Source organism: Actinoplanes xinjiangensis (assembly GCF_003148685.1).
Taxonomy (GTDB): domain Bacteria; phylum Actinomycetota; class Actinomycetes; order Mycobacteriales; family Micromonosporaceae; genus Actinoplanes; species Actinoplanes xinjiangensis.
Map to the genome: position 1 here is coordinate 487,136 of NZ_QGGR01000005.1, position 16,350 is coordinate 503,485.

Here is a 16,350-nt window from a genome sequence, read left to right on the forward strand (position 1 = left end):
CGAACGTAGTGTCGCAGAAGATCAGCCCACCCCGACCTCGGGCGTACGGGTGAGTGCGAGCCATTCGTCCCGGGTGATCGCGTATTCGACCTCGCCCTCCGCGGAGCCCGGAATGGGCGGATAGTCCGGGAAGAAGGTCCGCTGGTACCGCAGGCCGGCCTTGGCCATCACGGCACGGGAGCCGGCGTTGACGGTCATGGTCTGCGCGATGATCCGGCTCTGGCCGGCCGTCTCGAAGCCGTGCCGCAGCAACTCCCGGGACGCCTCGGCGGCGTAGCCCCGACGCCAGTGCCGGCGCGCCAGCCGATACCCCAGCTCGGCGACCGACTCCTCGGCGGCCGGCGGCAGCATCATCACCCCGATGAACTCGTCACCGGCGCCGAACGCCACCCAGTACCCGAGCCCGTCGACCCGGCGGCCCCGCTCCATCCGGACGGCGTGGAACTCGGTGACCTCCTCCCGGGTGCGGGCCCGGCCGTCGAGATAGCGCAGCACCTCGGGGTCGGCGTCGAGCGCGACCTCCAGTTCCAGGTGCTCGTCCGCGAGCGGGACCAGCAGCATCCGCCCGGTACGCAGAACAGGTTGCGGCATCCGCCCACGATCACACACCGGCCGTGGCCACGCGACGGAGATTCCTCGCGGCCATCGCTCATGCTGAATGCATGTCGCGCCGCTCGCTCACGTCGCTGCTCCTGGCCGTCGTCCTGGTGGCCACCGGGTGCACCACGCCCGACCTTCCCACTCTGAACGACGGCCCCGCCCTCGCCGAGCGGTGGCGGATCCCGTCACCGGTGAGCGGCTGGGACTTCACCGACCGGGAGTTCGGCCTGATCGGCCAGGACCGGCGGCTGATCTCGGTGGACCCGGCGTCCGGCGCGCTGCGCTGGTCGCTCGATCTGCCGGACGGCTACCGGGTCACCCGCGACTCGGTGTCGGTGGCGGCCGGCGCGGTGGTGGTCCGTGGGCCGGGCGGGTTCCGGGTGGTGAGCGCGACCGACGGGACGATGCTGTGGCAGCGCGAGTCGACCGGCAGGGTGGTCGCCGAGCCGGCCGGGCTCCTGCTCGCCGAGTGCCGCGGCGGGGGCTGCGAGTTGTCGTCGTGGGATCTCCACCGCGGTGAACGGCTGTGGTCCCGTAGGACCGGGGAGCGGGTCGAGCCGGTGCTCTCCACGCCGTACCAGTGCGAGTGTGTGCTCCTGCTGGGTGAGCGCACGATCAGCGCGATCGTTCTCGACGACGGCCGGGTCCCGTGGAGCATGGTCCGGCCGGCCGGGGTGACGCGCCTGATCCCCGCGCTGTACCGGGTGATCCTCTTCGCACCGCCGGCCCGGCCGGGGTGCGCCGCGGTCCTGCGCGGCACCGACGTCGGCACCGTCCACTGGACGCGGGAGATCCCGACGACGTGCGACGCCGCCGGGCCGGTGAACGGCGGCGAACTGGCGGTCCCGGTCGAGGGCGGCGTCGAGATGGTGAACACCTACACCGGCGCCAACCGCACGATCCCGCTCGGCGCGGGTGAGACGCTCGTCGCCGGCCGGATCACCTGGACACCCGGCATCGGTTACCGCGACCTGGACGATCGCGGGGCCCCGCCGGCACAGGTGCCCGCACCGGCGGACGGGCGGCCGGGGGTGGTCGAGCACGAGGCGGGCCTGTGGCTGCTGCGGTCGGGCGACGGCCTGACGCTGTGGAGCCGGGTCCACGGGATCCGCTGGACCGGGCCGGAGCCGGCGCTGATCGCGAGTTCCGACAGGTTGATCTACCTGGACGGCGCCGACCTGGTGGGTGTGGGCCCGCCGGAGGACGCCGGGTGGTGACGGTGGGGTGCGGGGCACGGTGGGCGTGCCCCGCACCCGGGTCACCTGTCGCAGATGACGCCGTTGCGGTCGGGGTCCAGCCCCTGCCGGTCCCGGGTCGCGACCTTGATGCCCTGGTAGCCGTGGTCACGCAGCCAGGCGCACTTGTCGGTGACACCCGGCGGGAACCGTACCGGGATGCAGTGCGCGATGGTGCCGTAGTTGCGGTCGCAGCCGTCGACCGCCGTCGCCACCTTGACCGGGGCCGTCGGCCTCCGTTTCGGCTTCTGCCGGGTGACTCCCGGCTGAGCGGCGAAGGTCTGCACGAACGGTGCCGGCGCCACGTGCCTCCCGGGCCTGGTCGGCGCCGGGCCGGGCCGGTTCTCCGGGGCCTTCTTCGGCACGGTCCGCCCGGACGTGGCCGGACCCGGTGAGGGGCTGACCGGCAGCACCTGCTGCACGGCCACCTCGGTGGTGCCGAACCGGGCCGTCTCCGGCTCCGCGCCGAGTGCCCAGGTGGTGCCGCCCGCCAGGGCGACCGCGGCCAGGGTCAGGGCGGCGATTCGTGTCCTGGTCATCCGACCTTCACCCACTTCGCAACCGACGGGACGCCGTTGGTGCCGACCACGAACAGCATGTACCAGCCGGGCGGCGCCAGGTTGGGATTGCTGGTCAGGTTGAGGCTGATCGTATTGCCGGTGACCGTCATCGGCAGGTCGACGAACCGCTGGTTCGGGTCGCTGGAGTGCGTCACGGCGGCCGGGCGGATCAGCTCGGCCTTCAGGACCGGCCCGTCCACGGTGATCGTGTTCGAGCTGCCGTACGCCCAGTTCAGCGTGGACATCCCGGTGATCTGCGGCCGGGCGCCCTTGAACAGGTACGGCGGCGAGTAGACCGACACCCGCATGTCGAAGGTGCCGTTGCCCGGGTTGTCGCCGACCGCCATCACCCGGCCGTCGGGCAGCAGGAACGCCGACGAGTGGTAGCCGCGCGGCACCGGGTCGGTGGCCATCCCGGCGGTGAACGTGTTGGTGGCCGGGTCGTACATGGACGCCTCGTAGACGGGGTCGGCCCGGTTGTGCATCGCGCCGCCGGTCTCGAAGACCTTGCCGTCCGGGAGCAGGACCGCGGAGACGTACATCTTGCCCTGGTCGCCGGTCTGCGGGACGCCGCCGGTCAGGGTGCCCTGCGGGATCTGCGGGCCGGCGGTGTAGACCGGTGACGGCCGCTTGAGGTCGATGAGGTCGGTGAGCCGGTGGGCGTCCGGGTTGGTCTCGTTGTTGCCGCCACCCATGGTGAGGACCTTCTGGTCCTGGGCCGGCGGCAGCAGGACGCTCATCGACTGGTCCCGCTCGTCCTTCTTGCGCAGGCCGTTGACCGGGGTGATGGTGGCGGTGCCGTAGTCGTAGATCGAGGCACCGGAGCCGGGCAGGCCGTTGCCGAAGACGTGGCTGCCGGTGTAGAAGAGCCGCCCGTCCTGCATCAGGATCATCGACGGGTAGAGGCCCCAGAAGCTCCAGGTCTGCCGGGTCTCGCCGACGCCGAGCCAGCGGCCCTCCGACTCGTCGAAGTACTGGGTGAGCACCGTGCCGCTGGAGTCCTCACCGAGGCCGCCGAGGCTGATCACGTCGCCGTTGCCCATGATCGTCGCCGACGGGTACCAGCTGCCGCCGGTCATGTCGTTGACCCGCTGGTAGGAGTTCGTGCCCGGGTCGAAGATGTACGAGTTCTTCAGCCCCTTGTAGCCGTGACTCCCGTCCGCGGCCGAATAGTCCTTGTTGCCGCCCATCACCAGGATCCGGCCGTCCTTGAGCTGTACGTGACCGGCACAGAAGAGGTCCTCGGGGGTGGGCACCGCGGTGAACGTGCCGGACCCGGGCCGGTAGATCGCGGTCTTGAACGACTTGGCGGCGAACGCCTCCGGATCGTTGCCGGAACCCGCGATCAGCAGCACGTCGCCGTTGCGCAGCACCACGGCGTGGATGGCCCGCACCGCCGACTGGAACGGCATGACCTGCCAGTCGCCCTTGACGCACTTGACGCCCGCGCTGCACGACGCGTCCGGCACCGTCTGGGTGGCGTCGACCATCGTGTAGTCGTCGGTCTTCAGGGTGCCGTTGCCGTAGACGGTGACACCCCAGACGATCTGGTCGGTGTTCGCCGGGATCTGCGGGGTACGGACGCTCTGCCTGGTCCAGGCCGCGGTGACCGGAAGGGTGGCCAGGTCGGTCCAGTAGACCCAGCCCTGGGCGACGTCGTGCCGGAACACGGTCATCACCGTGTTCGGGGTGGACGTCTTGTACCAGACGGACAGGTCGTACTGGTGGCCCGGCGTGACGTTGGGCGCGCACGACGTGTCCTCGAGCATCATCGCCTTGCGGTCGCCCTCGCCCGCGTTGGTCAGCGTGACCGCCATCGACCGGGCGCCGCTGTGCGCGTCGGTGCTGACCTCGAACGTGTGGCCGTTGTTGCCGTAACCGGACTTCTCCCAGCAGACCGGGAACCCGTCCGGTGCCATCGACTCCAGGCCCGGGTTGGCGATCAGGTTGGCACCGGCCGAGGCCGGGCGTTCCGGCAGAGCCAGGAACAGGACGAGTGACAGCACCAGCAACTGGGCTATGTGGAGCCGGTTGCGCCGGCTCATCAGGGGGCGTGACGGGGTCATGACTTCTTCCCGGCGAGATAGATCAGCCTGTCGGAGATCAGGAAACGGATGAGGAAGGACGCGACCAGGGTCAGCATGTTGCCGACCAGGACGCCCAGGTTCAGCCCGCTGACCAGCAACGTCAGCAGGGGGATGCGCAGCACCAGGTCGGCGTTGCCCATCAGGAAGAAGCGGCTGAACCGGCTGAGCGGGCCGCGATCCCGGTGCTTGCGGTAGAGCAGCGTGTCGGTGAGGACGAAGTTCCAGCCCACCGCCACGACGTTGGCCATCACCGCGGCGGCCGTGTAGTGGAGCCCGGTGAAGTGCAGCAGCGCCCACAGCACGGCCTGGTTGGGCAGCAGACCGGAGATGCCGATCAGCGCGAACGCCAGCATCCGCAGACGCGCCGGGCCGAACCGCAGGACGCCCAGGTGTCTGAGGAAGCGGATGCCCTCGGCCGCGGTCGACTTCGACTCGCCGGCGTGCCGGGTCTGGAAGCCGTAGGGGACCTCGACGATCCGGCCGGGCCGGTTGCGGACGATCAGCTCCAGCAGGATCTTGTAGCCGAGCGGGCGCAGCTCACCGGCGTCCAGCGAGCTGGCGCGGATCGCGAACAGGCCGCTCATCGGGTCGCTGACCGACAGCAGACTGTTCCGGAACAGCGTCTTGACCAGCAGCGTCGAACCGCGGGAGACCAGCCTGCGGTACCCGTCGGCCAGGCCGCCGGTGTCGCCGCCGTGCGCGTACCGGCTGCCGACGACCAGGTCGGCGCCGTCCCGCAGGCCGGCCGCGATCAGGTCGGGCACGATCTCCGGCGGGTGCTGCAGGTCGGCGTCCATCACGACGATCCACTCGCCGCGGGCCAGGCGCATGCCCTCGACCACGGCGCCACCGAGCCCGCCCGCACCGTTCTCGCGGTGATGGACGGTGATCGCCATCGGGAAGTCCCGCGCGGCCTGCTCGATGACGGCCGGGGTGTCGTCGGTGCTGTCGTCGACGAACACGATCTCGGTGTCGTCGTGCGGCAGCGCGGCGGCGAGCCGCTCCAGCAGGGCGGGGATGTTGTCGCGCTCGTTGTAGGTGGGCACGATGACGCTCTGCAGCAGGACGGAGGGCAGCGGGCCCACCCCGATCTCACCGGGCAGCACCGCCCGGGTACGCCCGGATCCGCGGTAGCGCTCCAGCGAGAGGGTCTTCTCACCGGGTGTGACGGTGGCCTGGTGCAGCATTCCGACGGCCGCCCGGCCCTGTGCCTGGGTGGTCATGGGTTCTCCTTGTTGATGCGGCGGATCTCGATACGGCCTTCGCCCTCGCCGAAGCCGGCGGCCACCGTCGAGTTCGTCAGCAGGGTGTTCACCGCGGGCAGCGACGTGGAGTCACCGCGCAGCGCGGGCGTCGAGACCAGGTAGTCGACGTCGCGCCAGCCGTTCGGCAGCCGGGCCGCGACGGCCGGGTCCAGGTCGAGCTTGTAGAACCAGATGGTCCGCTCGGGTCGGTAGCCGGCGTCGACGCACTCGAGCCACAGCACGTCGTCGAGCACGATCGTGGTGTTCGCCCGGTCCGGCACCTCGTCGCGCAGGTAGCGGGCGGCGGCCACGTAGCCGTCGTGGTAATCGGCGGTCAGCGCCACCTGGTTGCCGGCCCACCAGCGCGGGGCGACGAACGTCGCGGCGAGCACCGCGAGGACGAGCGGAACCGCGAGGCGCAGCAGACGTCTCCGGGCCGGCGCGCGACGGCCCACCAGGTCGAGCACTCCGCCGACGGCGATGGCGAAGAACGGCAGGAGCTGGACGACGTACATCACCGGGAGGTGGCCGCTGGGACGGCAGGCGATCAGCACCAGGATCGCGCCGGCCACGGCCGGTGGCCGCAGGCGGCGCACGAAGAGGCAGACGACGGTCGCGATCAGACCACCGGCCAGCAGGTACGGGTCGTGGTCGAGCCAGGATCCGACCAGGTTCCCGGCAATCGACCCATCGGTGAAGACGCTGCCGCTGCCGGCCCGGGAGCCCAGCTGGAACTGCCAGGCGCCGATCAGCGACACGTGGTCGGCACCGGGGAAGAGTTCGCCGCGCAGCAGCGCGTACAGCGGATAGAAGACGCCGACCAGGACCAGTCCGCTGAGGTAGCCGCCGGCCGCCCACGGCCGGGTGGAACTGCGGGCGGTGTGCTGCCAGAGAGCGAGCACCACCGCCGGCAGGGTCACCAGCATGGTCTCCTTGCTCAGCACCGCGATCGCGGTGGCCGCGCCGGCGGCGGTGAAGTGCCACAGGTTCCGGCGTGGTGACAGCACCAGGGCCAGGGCGGCGAGCATCCACACCACGGCGAAGGTGTCGAGGTAGACGCCGCGGTACATGACGACGGTGAGCGGGGACAGGCCGAAGACGAGCAGTGCGGCGGCGGACGGCCAGACGGCCATGCCGAGGCGGCGGCAGATCACGTAGACCAGCAGCACGACCGCCGCGATCACCGGGAGCATGGCGATCCGGCCGGTGGTGGCGACCGTCGAGCCCTCCGTCCCGAACAGGCCGGGGATCCAGGACAGCCCGGCCAGCTGGATCCAGGCCAGCGGCGGGTGGTCGTACCAGTAGGTGTAGTGGGCCAGGCCCTGCCCGTTGGCGACCGCCCAGGCCTGCGCCAGGTAGGTGCCCTCGTCGTCGTTCACCATCGGGTACCCGCTGATGTTGACGCCCAGGACGGTGAGCACCAGCGTGGTCAGGGCACCGGCCAGGAGTCCTTCGCCGCCGATGAGCGCGCGCCGCCGTACCCGCGCGGGCCTCTGCTCGTGATCGGGCGCCGGCAGCCGCGGCAGGGTCGTCTCGACGAGCCTGCCGCGCGCCTTGGGGATGAGCGCGGTCGTGGTGGTCTGCTGGGGTTCACTGGTGGTCGTCATGCGGCACCGGCCTCGGCGTTGGCGTTCTGGAGATGGGCGCCGACGTGTGTGGTCAGCTCCCAGTCGCGGCGGCCGCTGTACTCACGCCAGACGGCGCGCAGCGCGGCGACGCTGAGCAACAGGGCGTACGGGAACGCACCGGCCAGCAACCAGGCGTAGTGACGCGGCCTGATCCTGAGCCGGTACTGCTTGCCGAAGTCACGCAGGCCGATGGTCTGGAAGACGATGTTGGCGGCCATCGGTACGAACGGGACGAAGGTGGCCAGCGCGATACCGACCGGCAGATCGGCGAGGACACCGACGGCGACACCGATCGGGATCGCCACGCCGGAGAAGGCCTGCAGGAACGGGCCGGTCAGGGTGTACCGGGCCAGCACCCGCTGGCGCAACGGCAGCCGCCGCCACTCCCCCTTGCGCAGCACCTGGAGGAAGCCCTGGTTCCAGCGGGTCCGCTGTTTGAGCAGGCTGCCGATGGTGTCCGGGGTCTCCTCGCGGGTGACCAGGGAGGCCTCGTAGGCGACGACCACCTTGGCGCCCCGGCTGGACAGCCGCACGCCGAGATCGCAGTCCTCGGCCAGGCAGGTGCCGTCCCAGCCGTTGGCGGTGCGCAGCACGTCGGTACGGACGAACACCGTGTTGCCGCCGAGCGGGATGAAGCCCTTGTCGGCGTGCAGGTGCAGCCGGCTGCGGAACCAGAAGAAGTACTCCAGGCAGTTGTGCAGGCTGTACCAACTGGAGTGGAAGTTGATCAGCTGCACGCCACCCTGGACGACGTCCGCGCCGGTCGTGCGGAACGCGTGGTCGACGTGTTCGAGCAGATGCGGGTGCACCTGGTCCTCGGCGTCGAAGACTCCGACCACGTCGCCGCGGACGAAGGGCAGGGCGGTGTTCAGGGCACGGGGCTTGTTCTTCACCTCGTTGTGGTCGGTGACCACCAGCACCCGGCCGGGCGCCTTCGCCGCCGCGGCGTGGGCCACCGCGGCGGTGTCCGGGTCGTCGTGGCCGACGATCACGATGATCTCGTAACCCTGGTGGGTGGAGTGGAGCAGGCGCTGGATGGTGTGTTCCAGCACCGCCTGCTCGTGCCGGGCCGGCAGCAGCAGGGAGAACGTCAGCCGGTGGTCACCGTCCGGCTCCGCGAAGCGTGTCGCGGCCAGCGTCTCCGGGGTACGCCACGCGTGCATCGTCCACCAGAGCGTCACCGCCGCGAACGTGGCCAGCACGACGGAAATAAGAATCATGACGGCGGCAGCCAAGGTCGTCGCCTTTCAGCAATGAGGGAATTCGACTCCAAAGAATGGAGCGGGCCGACCATATCGCGAACGTCGGCACACTATTCAAGTCGATCTCTCTGATTCCCGCTTTCCGGTGAGTCGTTTCGATTGTGTTTCCCGCGAAACAACGGTCGGATCGGCGACAGATTTCATTCCGGGAACCGATTCCGGGTACGAAAGACGGCCCGGCGCAAGCGTCAGGATGCGACCGGGCGACGGCCGTCGGGGCCGCTGAAAGAACATAAGTCATGTCGGCTCTTTCCCGCGTCACGCGTCCGAGGGAACAACCTCCGGGCATCCGAAAAAATGCACCAAGCGCCCGATTTGCCGACTATTGCGGTATCTGCATGTCTTGATCGCGATATCTACTGGGCGTACTTGATCATCAGGAGCAGGATGAGGTCGTCCCTCTCTTTTTGGAGCACACGATGCTGGACTCAACGCTTCGCCGTCGGTCACTCTTCGCCGTCGGCGGCGCACTCGCCGGATCGGTCGCCCTCGCGCCGGCCGCCCGGGCCTCGCACCCCGCGGGCACACCCCTGGAGCAGCTCCTGGCCGGCAACCGCCGGTTCGTCACCGGCCACGGCCGGCACCCCCACCAGAGCCCCACCCGGATCCACGACATCGCCGCCGGCCAGCACCCGTTCGCCGTCATCCTGGGTTGCGCCGACTCCCGGGTCGCCCCGGAGATCCTCTTCGACCAGGGCGTCGGCGACCTCTTCGACAACCGGGTCGCCGGCAACATCGTCGACGACCTGCTACTCGGCAGCATCGAGTACGCGGTCGAGGAATTCGCCCCGCCACTGATCGTCGTCCTCGGGCACGAGCGCTGCGGTGCCGTCTCGGCCACCCTCAACGCGATCCGGACCGGCGGCGAGGCGCCCGGCCACATCGGCGCGATCGTGGACGCGCTGCGCCCGATCGTCGAGCCGTACGTCGACGACCCGGACGGCGTGGAGAAGGCCGTCAGGGCCAACGTCCGGGCCCAGGTGTCCACCCTGGTCACCCGCAGTGAGATCGTCGCGCACAGTGGCGCACGGGTGGTCGGCGCCCGTTACGACCTGGACACCGGCACGGTCACGGTGCTGTAGCGGTCACGGGCTGTAGCCGTCATGGGGCTGTAGCGGTCACGGGGCTGTAGCGGTCACGGGGCTGTAGAGGGTCTCCGGCTCGCACAGTCCGGTCAGGGCCAGGGCCTGCCGCACATGGCCGGCCGCGTGCACGATGTCGTAGCCGTGCCCACCGCGCATGGCGCGGGTGTAGCCGATCAGCAGCAGCTCGATGCATTCGCTGCCGATCGTCTCCACCCGTGCCATGTCGACGATCACCAGATGGCCACGACGGCCGGAGGCGAACGCGTCTCGCATACCGGCGCGCAGGACCCGGTGGGCATCCCGGTCGAACGCCCCGATCAGATGCAAGTGGACGGTGGAGCCCGTTCGGTGGTTGATTCGCTCGATCTCGTAACGCGGGTCGTTCATACCTGCAAGTGGTACCCGCGGAATGTGTCCGGGAGCCGAAATCCCGGTGACACGGTGACCGAGCCAACAATGGCGCACCTCAGAACGGCACGCAGATCAGCTCACGGTAAAGAAGATCGATCTGGTCCACGCCGAGTGAACGCCCCGGGATCACAGTGCGGCCGCCCAGGCGAGCAGCTCGGTGCGGGCGGCGGTGAGGGTGGCGGCCGGCACCGACGCCACGTCGGCGGCGTTGACCACCAGCGCCACGTGCACCCGCCCCGGCGCCGACCCGGTCGCGTCGAGCAGCAACCGCCGGGCGGTCGTCGCGCCGGTCTCGGTGGCCACCGCGATCGGCCCGCTCGCCGGCACCCCGGCGACGGCACCGAGATCGGACACCACCACCGTACGGGCCGACGGGAACGACCCCGGCAGGTGCAGCTCGGTCGGGGCGGTCGGCGCGGTGGCCGGCTCCCGCCAGACCAGTACGCCGTACTGCCGGCCGGCGACCAGGCCGGCGATCGCGGGTAGCCGGGACGGCACGGTCAGCCACGCCTGCTGCCGGCCCGCGCCCCCGAACCCGTCCCGGGCCAGGTCCTCGTAGGCGAACGCCACCGTGGTCCCGGCCACCGCGCTGGGGAACAGCCGGTCCAGTACCCGCCGGTCCAGTCGCAGCGCCCCGTTCGCGATCACCGAATGGTCCTCGCCGTTCCAGGCGTCGCCGGTGGTCTGCACCTTGTCCGGGTTGAAGTTCATCAGCTCACGGTGCCTGCCGCTGTAGACGTCCCAGTGCCACTGGGTCGACGACAGCACCGGCCCGGAGCCGGCCGCACCGTTCCAGAAGGAGGCGCCGGACACCCGGGAGTCGAGGCCCTGATACATCGACCGGATCATCCAGGGGGTACGGGAGCTGCTGCTCGTGCCGGACATCGCGTTGCCGAACTCGGAGACGAACGCACCGGTCCCGAGCGCGGTGGCCCGATCCCGGATCCGGTTCATCGCCGCGCTGTAGGTCCCGTCGCCGGCCGCCGACGGGTCCAGGGTCATCCGGCCGCCGTCGTAGTAGTGGCTGTTGAACACGTAGCGGGGGCCCAGCCGACCGGCCGTGGCGAGACCGCCCTGCTCGAAGAACCCGGTGTTCCAGAAGACCAGGGGCTCGGCGTAGAGCGGCAGCGACGACCAGCCGGACGCGTCCATCACGTCCCGGAACCGCCGGTAGAACGGCATCAGCCAGGTGGTCTCCCAGGTGGTCCCGGAAGCGCCGTCGAGCCCGCCGTCGAACGGCTCGTTGAACGGATCGACGCCCAGCATCATCCGGTGGTCGACACGGGACCACAGGTGGGTGAGGGCGGCACGGGCCTGCGTGAGGTAGGCGTCCTGCACCCCGTGGCGGTTACGCCAGAAGTCGTACATCGCCGCCCGTACCGCGCCGTTGTTCATCATGTTCTGCCCCCACAGCAGGCAGATGCCGCACGACTCGTCCGGGTAGGTCCCGGCGTCGATCACCCACTTCGGTGCGCCGTCGCCGGTGTACCAGCTGTCCGGGTCGAACAGGTGCGACGAGTACAGGTCCTGATGCCAGTCGAGCAGCACCCGGATGCCCCGGTCGGTGAACTGGCGGATCTGGTCGGCGGCCCGGTCGAGGTATCCGGTGTCGATCCGGTCCCGGGCCGGCTGCACCCCCTCCCAGCTGATCAGGAAGCGGATCGCGTTGGCGCCGGTGAGGTCGCGCATCTGGGCGGCCGCGGCAGCCGCGTCGGCGGTGCTGCGGAACGGGAGGAGTCCGTTCTCGTACAGCTTGGTGCTGCCCGAGACGTTGAAGCCGCGCAGAACGATCTCGCGACCATGGGTGTCGGTGGGGGCGGCGGCGGCAGCCGGTCGCGCCGGTGCCGCCAGACCCGCGACCACCAGCAGAAGTGCCAGGAAGAAGGCCCGCATGTATCGACGGTAATCACTTGTTCACCATGCGCAACACCTATGAGAACAGCGACCCATGGGGCCTTTCCGCACCATGCCGGACGTCAGCTCCGGGCCGGCCGCCGGGTGTGGAGGCAGCCCGACGCCTTGCCGAGCTTGCGCAGACCGGTCAGGTCACCGGCGCCCCACACCGCCTTCTTCGACGTGATCGTGGGGTACATGATCTGGTTCCGGTCGTTCTGCTCCGGATGCGCCAGGCCGATCGCGTGGCCGATCTCGTGCATCAGCACCGCGCCGGTGGTGCCGTGCGACGACGCCCCGAAACCACGATCCAACGACTTCACCGACGTCGCGTTCAGCACCACCGCGCCGGAGAGCATCATCAGCGCGTCACCACCGGACGACGCGTACGCGGTCTGCCACGAGCCCCCGCCCATGCCCAGCACCCGGGACCCCGCCGGCAGCCACGTGCTGTGCCTGCCCGGCGTCGCCCAGGCGATCACGATCTCGGTGCCGGCCGGGTACGTACCCCGGTAGCCGGGCTTCGCCTGCGGGATCACATCGGTCGTCCCGGCATAGCGGAACGTCAGGCCGGTGGCCGCCGTGATCCGGCTGAACGTCGTCTTCACCTCGGCCAGCGAACCCTTCGGCGCACGGTCCAGATTGACCCGGTAGTCGATGGCGCCGCCGCACGGGTTCCAGCGGGCGATCAGGTCACTGCCGTGGGACTGGCTGATGAAGGCGAACGCCTTCGCGCTGCCGGCGGCCGCCAGAGCCACTCCGGGCTGAGCCACCACCAGCGTCGACACCGCGGCGAGCAGGAGCAGTACGCGCTTCATACGGGGGTCCGATCCGATCGAAGGGAAGCCCCATTCTGTGATCGTCACGGGTGCCGTCCCGGGTGACCGCCGGTTGCCGGCCGGTTGCCGCGGGAGTCAGCTTCGGACGTACCCCGGCGACGGCTTCTTCTGCTGGTAGAGACGGGCGTCCGCGACCGCGTAGAGCCCGTCGAAGTCCTCGCCGTCGACCCCGAGGACCGCGACACCGATGCTCACCCCGGTCCGCGCGCCCAGCACCGTCCGCAGACTGCCGGCCACCTCGAACGCGTCACCGTCGGTCAGCAGGACCACGAACTCGTCGCCGCCCAGCCGTCCCACGATGTCATGCGGATGCACCTGCGAGCGCAGCGTCGCCGCCACCCACCGCAGCAGCTCGTCACCGGCCGCATGCCCGTGCGCGTCGTTCACCAGCTTGAACCCGTCCAGGTCCAGCACCAGCAGCGCGGCGCCCCGGCCGGTCCGCCGGCTCTGCGCGACCTCGGCCGCGAACCGCTCCGCGAAACCCCGCCGGTTCAGCACGTCGGTGAGCACGTCCACCCGCGACAACCGGGTCAGCATCCGGCGCTGACCGGCCGCCGCCCGGCCCTGCAACGCGCACGCCACCGCTGCGGCCGCCGTCCCCAGCAGCTGCAACGCCAGATACCACCCGGAGGCGTCACCGACCCGCAGCCCCACCATCAGATAGAAGGCCCCCGCCGCCAGCGCCAGCGGGGCGGCCACCTTCGGCCGCATACCGAGCATCAGCAGCGGGATCGGCAGCAGCACCCCGATACCCAGTGGCTGATCCACCCCGCCGTCCAGGGTGGCGATCGCCGCGCAACTCAGGAACGAACTGAACGCGAACGCCAGCATCAACGGCCGGGCCAGACGCGACCGGCTCAGCCAGTCGGCGCCCACCACCACCGCCAGACCGGCGAAGAAACCCCACAGCGACAGCGCGACCATGCCGGCCCGGTGCGCGTGATCGTTCGCGACCAGCACCACGTAGACCAGCGCCACCACCGTCTGCGTGATCGACACCCAGCCCGGATCGGCGATCGAATGCCGCCGCCGTTCCCGCGCCTCCACCGCCGCCACCGGGCCGGACGGCCGGATCCCGGAACGCGCACCGGCCACCGCCGCGGCTGTCGGCGCCCGGCGTACCCGGACCGCCTTGTCCTGATAGAGGCGCTGGTCGGCGGCGAGCAGCAACCCGGCGACGTCGCTCGCGTCGCCCGGGAACGTCGCCGAACCCAGACTCGCCGGCGAACACACCCGCAACCGTTCCCGCAGCCGCTCGACCACGACCTCCGCGTCCGCCGCGCCGGTGCCCGGCAGCAGCATCGCGAACTCGTCGCCACCCTGCCGGCCCACCACGTCGTGCGTGCGCAGGTCCGCCCGCAGCTCCTGAGCCGTCCAGGTCAGCAACTCGTCACCGGCCCGGTGGCCGTGCGTGTCGTTGACCTCCTTGAAATGGTCCAGGTCCAGCAGCACCAGAGTCACCGGGCTGCCACCGCGCTCCGCGTCGGCCAGCTCGGCCGCCACCCGCTCCTCGAAACCGCGCCGATTCAGGCAGCCGGTCAGCGGGTCGGTGCGCGAGCTGTCCGCCAGCCGCCGCCGCAACGACGCCAGCACCGCCGAATGCCGCAGGCACAGATACGCGATGCAGCCGAAAGCCAGGGCGTGGACCAGCGGATACCCGGCGGGCGGCCGGTCACCGACGATCATGACCGAGGTGTACGCGGTGACGCCCAACCCGGCCGTCACGAGAAAGGCCCGAGGTGGCATCACGATCGCCAGCAGCACCACCGACAGCGGGATGAGCGTGCCCAGCGGTCCGGCCACGCCGGTGTCGAGGACCCCCAGTGCCGCCGAGCCGGCCAGGTTGACCGCCGCGGCGGTCGACTGGATCCAGATCCACCACCGGGTCCGGGCGATCCGGCCCGCCGCCGCCCAGCCGAGCCCCGCGAACCCCACCATCGCCGCCGTGACCAGCAGCATCGCCGCCCGGTTCGGATCTTTCCAGGTGCCGATCGTGTACGCCGCGGCCAGCACCGCCGGAACCGCACCGTAGACGGCCGACGCCCGCAACGACTCCCGGCGGGACCGCTGGACCATGCCGAGGGAATCGCGCTTCACGACGCGGCACCTCCCTGGCTGAACCTGACCCAGCCCCCATCGGCGCCGGCACGCTCCCCTTGAGGCTTTCCGGGCCCACCCGCGCTCCCGAGCCGGCCCGCCAGGGCGGAATCACCCCTCGGGACAGCGAATCACCCGCACGGGACCGCCCGTTTCCGGACCATTCCCCCGAGGCTGGATAGGTCCACTACACCGGTGAGCACGGCAGGGGGAACGGTCGGATGCAGAGCCGGCTCCGCATCGCGGGCCACGGGATGCAGCCGCTGCTGCTGATGTTCCCCCTCGGCCTCTTCTGGACGGCGTTCGTCCTCGACCTGGCCACCCTGCTCGGTGCGCCCGCCATGCTCGGCACCGCGGCCTTCTGGAACCTCGTCGCCGGACTCGGCGGCGGCCTGCTGGCCACGCTGGCCGCCGTCGCCGACGCCGTGGCGGCGACCGGACCCGCCGGAACCCGCATCTTCGTCCTGGCCCTGCTCCTCGACGTCGGCGTCCTCATCATCTACGCCGTCCTCACCCTCATGCGCGTCCGCGAACCCGACCGCACCACCTCCGCCAGCCTGCTCACGATCGAGGTCACCGGCCTGGCTGCCGCCGCATTCAGCGCCTGGTTCAGTGGCCGGCTCGCCGCCCCGGGTGCCCCGATCGCCGACCCCCGGCGCCCCACCGACAGCCCGCACCGCCCGTCCGCCACCACCCTGAACCAACTCCTCACCAACCCGCCGCCCCCCGGCCCCCGCCCGGCCCCCTTCCCACCACCCGCGCCCGCACCCCACCCACGGCGCCCAACCGTCTCCCCCCGTCCGGCCCCCTCCCCCCGCCGCAACCCCTCGCCACGCCCCGCCGCTCCGCCACGCGCCGGCAATGCCGAATCCCGGCCCACCCCAGCCCCGCGACAAGCCGGCAGCGATGCCCGGCTGGCGGCAGTGCCGCCCCGCGCCCGCTGAGGCGCCGGTGACAGCATCTGCCCAGCCGAGTGACGGCTGGCTGCCACCGCTGCCTCAGCACACCTGAGACAACGCCCAGAACCAGCCCGAAAGAACCGGCTGGCTACCACCGCTGTCTCAGCGCGCCCGAGACAACGGCCAGGACCAGCCGGGAAGAACCGGCTGGCTGCCACCGCTGCCTCAACGCGGCCGAGACAACGGCCACAACCAGCCGGGAAGAACCGGCTGGCTGCCACCGCTGCCTCAACGCGGCCGAGACAACGGTCGGGACCAGCCGGGAAGAACCGGCTGGCTGTCAGCGCTGTCTCAGCGCGGCTGAGACAGCGGTGAGGGCCAGCCACCGAAGGTGCGGGGGAGTGCCGCGCGCCGCGGGGGGTGTCCCTATGGTTTCTGTCAAGCGGCGAGGGCGATTTTCTCTGCCGGTTTGTGCTGGTAGGGGGTGGTGGTGCGGAGCATCGCGTGTAG

13 protein-coding genes are annotated in these 16,350 nt (G+C 70.8%); 3 read left to right on the forward strand and 10 right to left on the reverse strand.

The window, feature by feature from the left end; translation table 11 throughout:
* Window positions 1–21: 21 nt before the first annotated feature.
* On the reverse strand, window positions 22–591 hold the full coding sequence (locus BC793_RS14520; RefSeq protein ID WP_109593004.1) for a GNAT family N-acetyltransferase: 570 nt from the start codon (window positions 589–591) through the stop codon (window positions 22–24).
* Between the two features lie 71 nt (window positions 592–662).
* Here BC793_RS14520 and BC793_RS14525 point away from each other — a divergent pair, with 71 nt between their 5' ends.
* Complete coding sequence (locus BC793_RS14525; protein ID WP_109593005.1) at window positions 663–1,817, forward strand: outer membrane protein assembly factor BamB family protein; 1,155 nt, start codon at window positions 663–665, stop codon at window positions 1,815–1,817.
* Between the two features lie 41 nt (window positions 1,818–1,858).
* Here BC793_RS14525 and BC793_RS14530 read toward each other — a convergent pair whose 3' ends face one another.
* From BC793_RS14530 to BC793_RS14550, 5 genes are read right to left on the reverse strand one after another with little or no spacing between them, the layout of a single operon-like run.
* Entirely contained in the window at window positions 1,859–2,374 is a 516-nt protein-coding gene (locus BC793_RS14530; RefSeq protein ID WP_109593006.1) for a hypothetical protein, read from the reverse strand.
* Window positions 2,371–4,461 (reverse strand): galactose oxidase early set domain-containing protein, encoded by a 2,091-nt coding sequence (locus tag BC793_RS14535; RefSeq protein WP_203896194.1) that lies wholly within the window; start codon window positions 4,459–4,461, stop codon window positions 2,371–2,373. Before BC793_RS14535 ends, BC793_RS14530 begins: the two co-directional genes overlap by 4 nt.
* Complete coding sequence (locus BC793_RS14540; protein WP_239170011.1) at window positions 4,458–5,705, reverse strand: glycosyltransferase; 1,248 nt, start codon at window positions 5,703–5,705, stop codon at window positions 4,458–4,460. The genes BC793_RS14535 and BC793_RS14540 overlap by 4 nt, the downstream gene beginning before the upstream one ends.
* Entirely contained in the window at window positions 5,702–7,333 is a 1,632-nt protein-coding gene (locus BC793_RS14545; RefSeq protein ID WP_109593007.1) for an ArnT family glycosyltransferase, read from the reverse strand. The genes BC793_RS14540 and BC793_RS14545 overlap by 4 nt, the downstream gene beginning before the upstream one ends.
* Window positions 7,330–8,574 (reverse strand): glycosyltransferase, encoded by a 1,245-nt coding sequence (locus tag BC793_RS14550; protein WP_109593008.1) that lies wholly within the window; start codon window positions 8,572–8,574, stop codon window positions 7,330–7,332. The genes BC793_RS14545 and BC793_RS14550 overlap by 4 nt, the downstream gene beginning before the upstream one ends.
* Window positions 8,575–9,035: 461 nt before the next feature.
* Between BC793_RS14550 and BC793_RS14555 the strand changes: the two genes are divergently transcribed.
* The gene (locus tag BC793_RS14555) at window positions 9,036–9,698 is read left to right on the forward strand and encodes a carbonic anhydrase (RefSeq protein WP_109593066.1); all 663 of its coding nucleotides are present in this window, start codon (window positions 9,036–9,038) and stop codon (window positions 9,696–9,698) included.
* A 36-nt stretch (window positions 9,699–9,734) separates the two neighbouring features.
* Here the strand turns inward: BC793_RS14555 and BC793_RS14560 are convergent, their stop codons facing one another.
* The 4 genes from BC793_RS14560 to BC793_RS51285 form a co-directional block, all read right to left on the reverse strand.
* The gene (locus tag BC793_RS14560) at window positions 9,735–10,088 is read right to left on the reverse strand and encodes an STAS domain-containing protein (protein ID WP_109593009.1); all 354 of its coding nucleotides are present in this window, start codon (window positions 10,086–10,088) and stop codon (window positions 9,735–9,737) included.
* A 150-nt stretch (window positions 10,089–10,238) separates the two neighbouring features.
* The gene (locus tag BC793_RS14565) at window positions 10,239–12,005 is read right to left on the reverse strand and encodes a cellulase family glycosylhydrolase (RefSeq protein ID WP_109593010.1); all 1,767 of its coding nucleotides are present in this window, start codon (window positions 12,003–12,005) and stop codon (window positions 10,239–10,241) included.
* 83 nt (window positions 12,006–12,088) lie between these two features.
* Complete coding sequence (locus BC793_RS14570) at window positions 12,089–12,823, reverse strand: matrixin family metalloprotease (RefSeq protein ID WP_109593011.1); 735 nt, start codon at window positions 12,821–12,823, stop codon at window positions 12,089–12,091.
* A 96-nt stretch (window positions 12,824–12,919) separates the two neighbouring features.
* Complete coding sequence (locus tag BC793_RS51285; RefSeq protein WP_146246277.1) at window positions 12,920–14,941, reverse strand: GGDEF domain-containing protein; 2,022 nt, start codon at window positions 14,939–14,941, stop codon at window positions 12,920–12,922.
* Between the two features lie 221 nt (window positions 14,942–15,162).
* Here BC793_RS51285 and BC793_RS50575 point away from each other — a divergent pair, with 221 nt between their 5' ends.
* Window positions 15,163–15,885, forward strand: coding sequence for a DUF2231 domain-containing protein (locus BC793_RS50575; protein ID WP_211340635.1), 723 nt, complete (start codon window positions 15,163–15,165; stop codon window positions 15,883–15,885).
* The last annotated feature ends 465 nt before the right edge of the window (window positions 15,886–16,350 follow it).

Bases quoted from the DNA above. Each gene is read 5' to 3' on its own strand.
- BC793_RS14520 (WP_109593004.1), bottom strand. From the start codon at position 591: ATGCCGCAACCTGTTCTGCGTACCGGGCGGATGCTGCTGGTCCCGCTC.
- BC793_RS14525 (WP_109593005.1), top strand. From the start codon at position 663: ATGTCGCGCCGCTCGCTCACGTCGCTGCTCCTGGCCGTCGTCCTGGTG.
- BC793_RS14530 (WP_109593006.1), bottom strand. From the start codon at position 2,374: ATGACCAGGACACGAATCGCCGCCCTGACCCTGGCCGCGGTCGCCCTG.
- BC793_RS14535 (WP_203896194.1), bottom strand. From the start codon at position 4,461: ATGACCCCGTCACGCCCCCTGATGAGCCGGCGCAACCGGCTCCACATA.
- BC793_RS14540 (WP_239170011.1), bottom strand. From the start codon at position 5,705: ATGACCACCCAGGCACAGGGCCGGGCGGCCGTCGGAATGCTGCACCAG.
- BC793_RS14545 (WP_109593007.1), bottom strand. From the start codon at position 7,333: ATGACGACCACCAGTGAACCCCAGCAGACCACCACGACCGCGCTCATC.
- BC793_RS14550 (WP_109593008.1), bottom strand. From the start codon at position 8,574: ATGATTCTTATTTCCGTCGTGCTGGCCACGTTCGCGGCGGTGACGCTC.
- BC793_RS14555 (WP_109593066.1), top strand. From the start codon at position 9,036: ATGCTGGACTCAACGCTTCGCCGTCGGTCACTCTTCGCCGTCGGCGGC.
- BC793_RS14560 (WP_109593009.1), bottom strand. From the start codon at position 10,088: ATGAACGACCCGCGTTACGAGATCGAGCGAATCAACCACCGAACGGGC.
- BC793_RS14565 (WP_109593010.1), bottom strand. From the start codon at position 12,005: ATGCGGGCCTTCTTCCTGGCACTTCTGCTGGTGGTCGCGGGTCTGGCG.
- BC793_RS14570 (WP_109593011.1), bottom strand. From the start codon at position 12,823: ATGAAGCGCGTACTGCTCCTGCTCGCCGCGGTGTCGACGCTGGTGGTG.
- BC793_RS50575 (WP_211340635.1), top strand. From the start codon at position 15,163: ATGCAGAGCCGGCTCCGCATCGCGGGCCACGGGATGCAGCCGCTGCTG.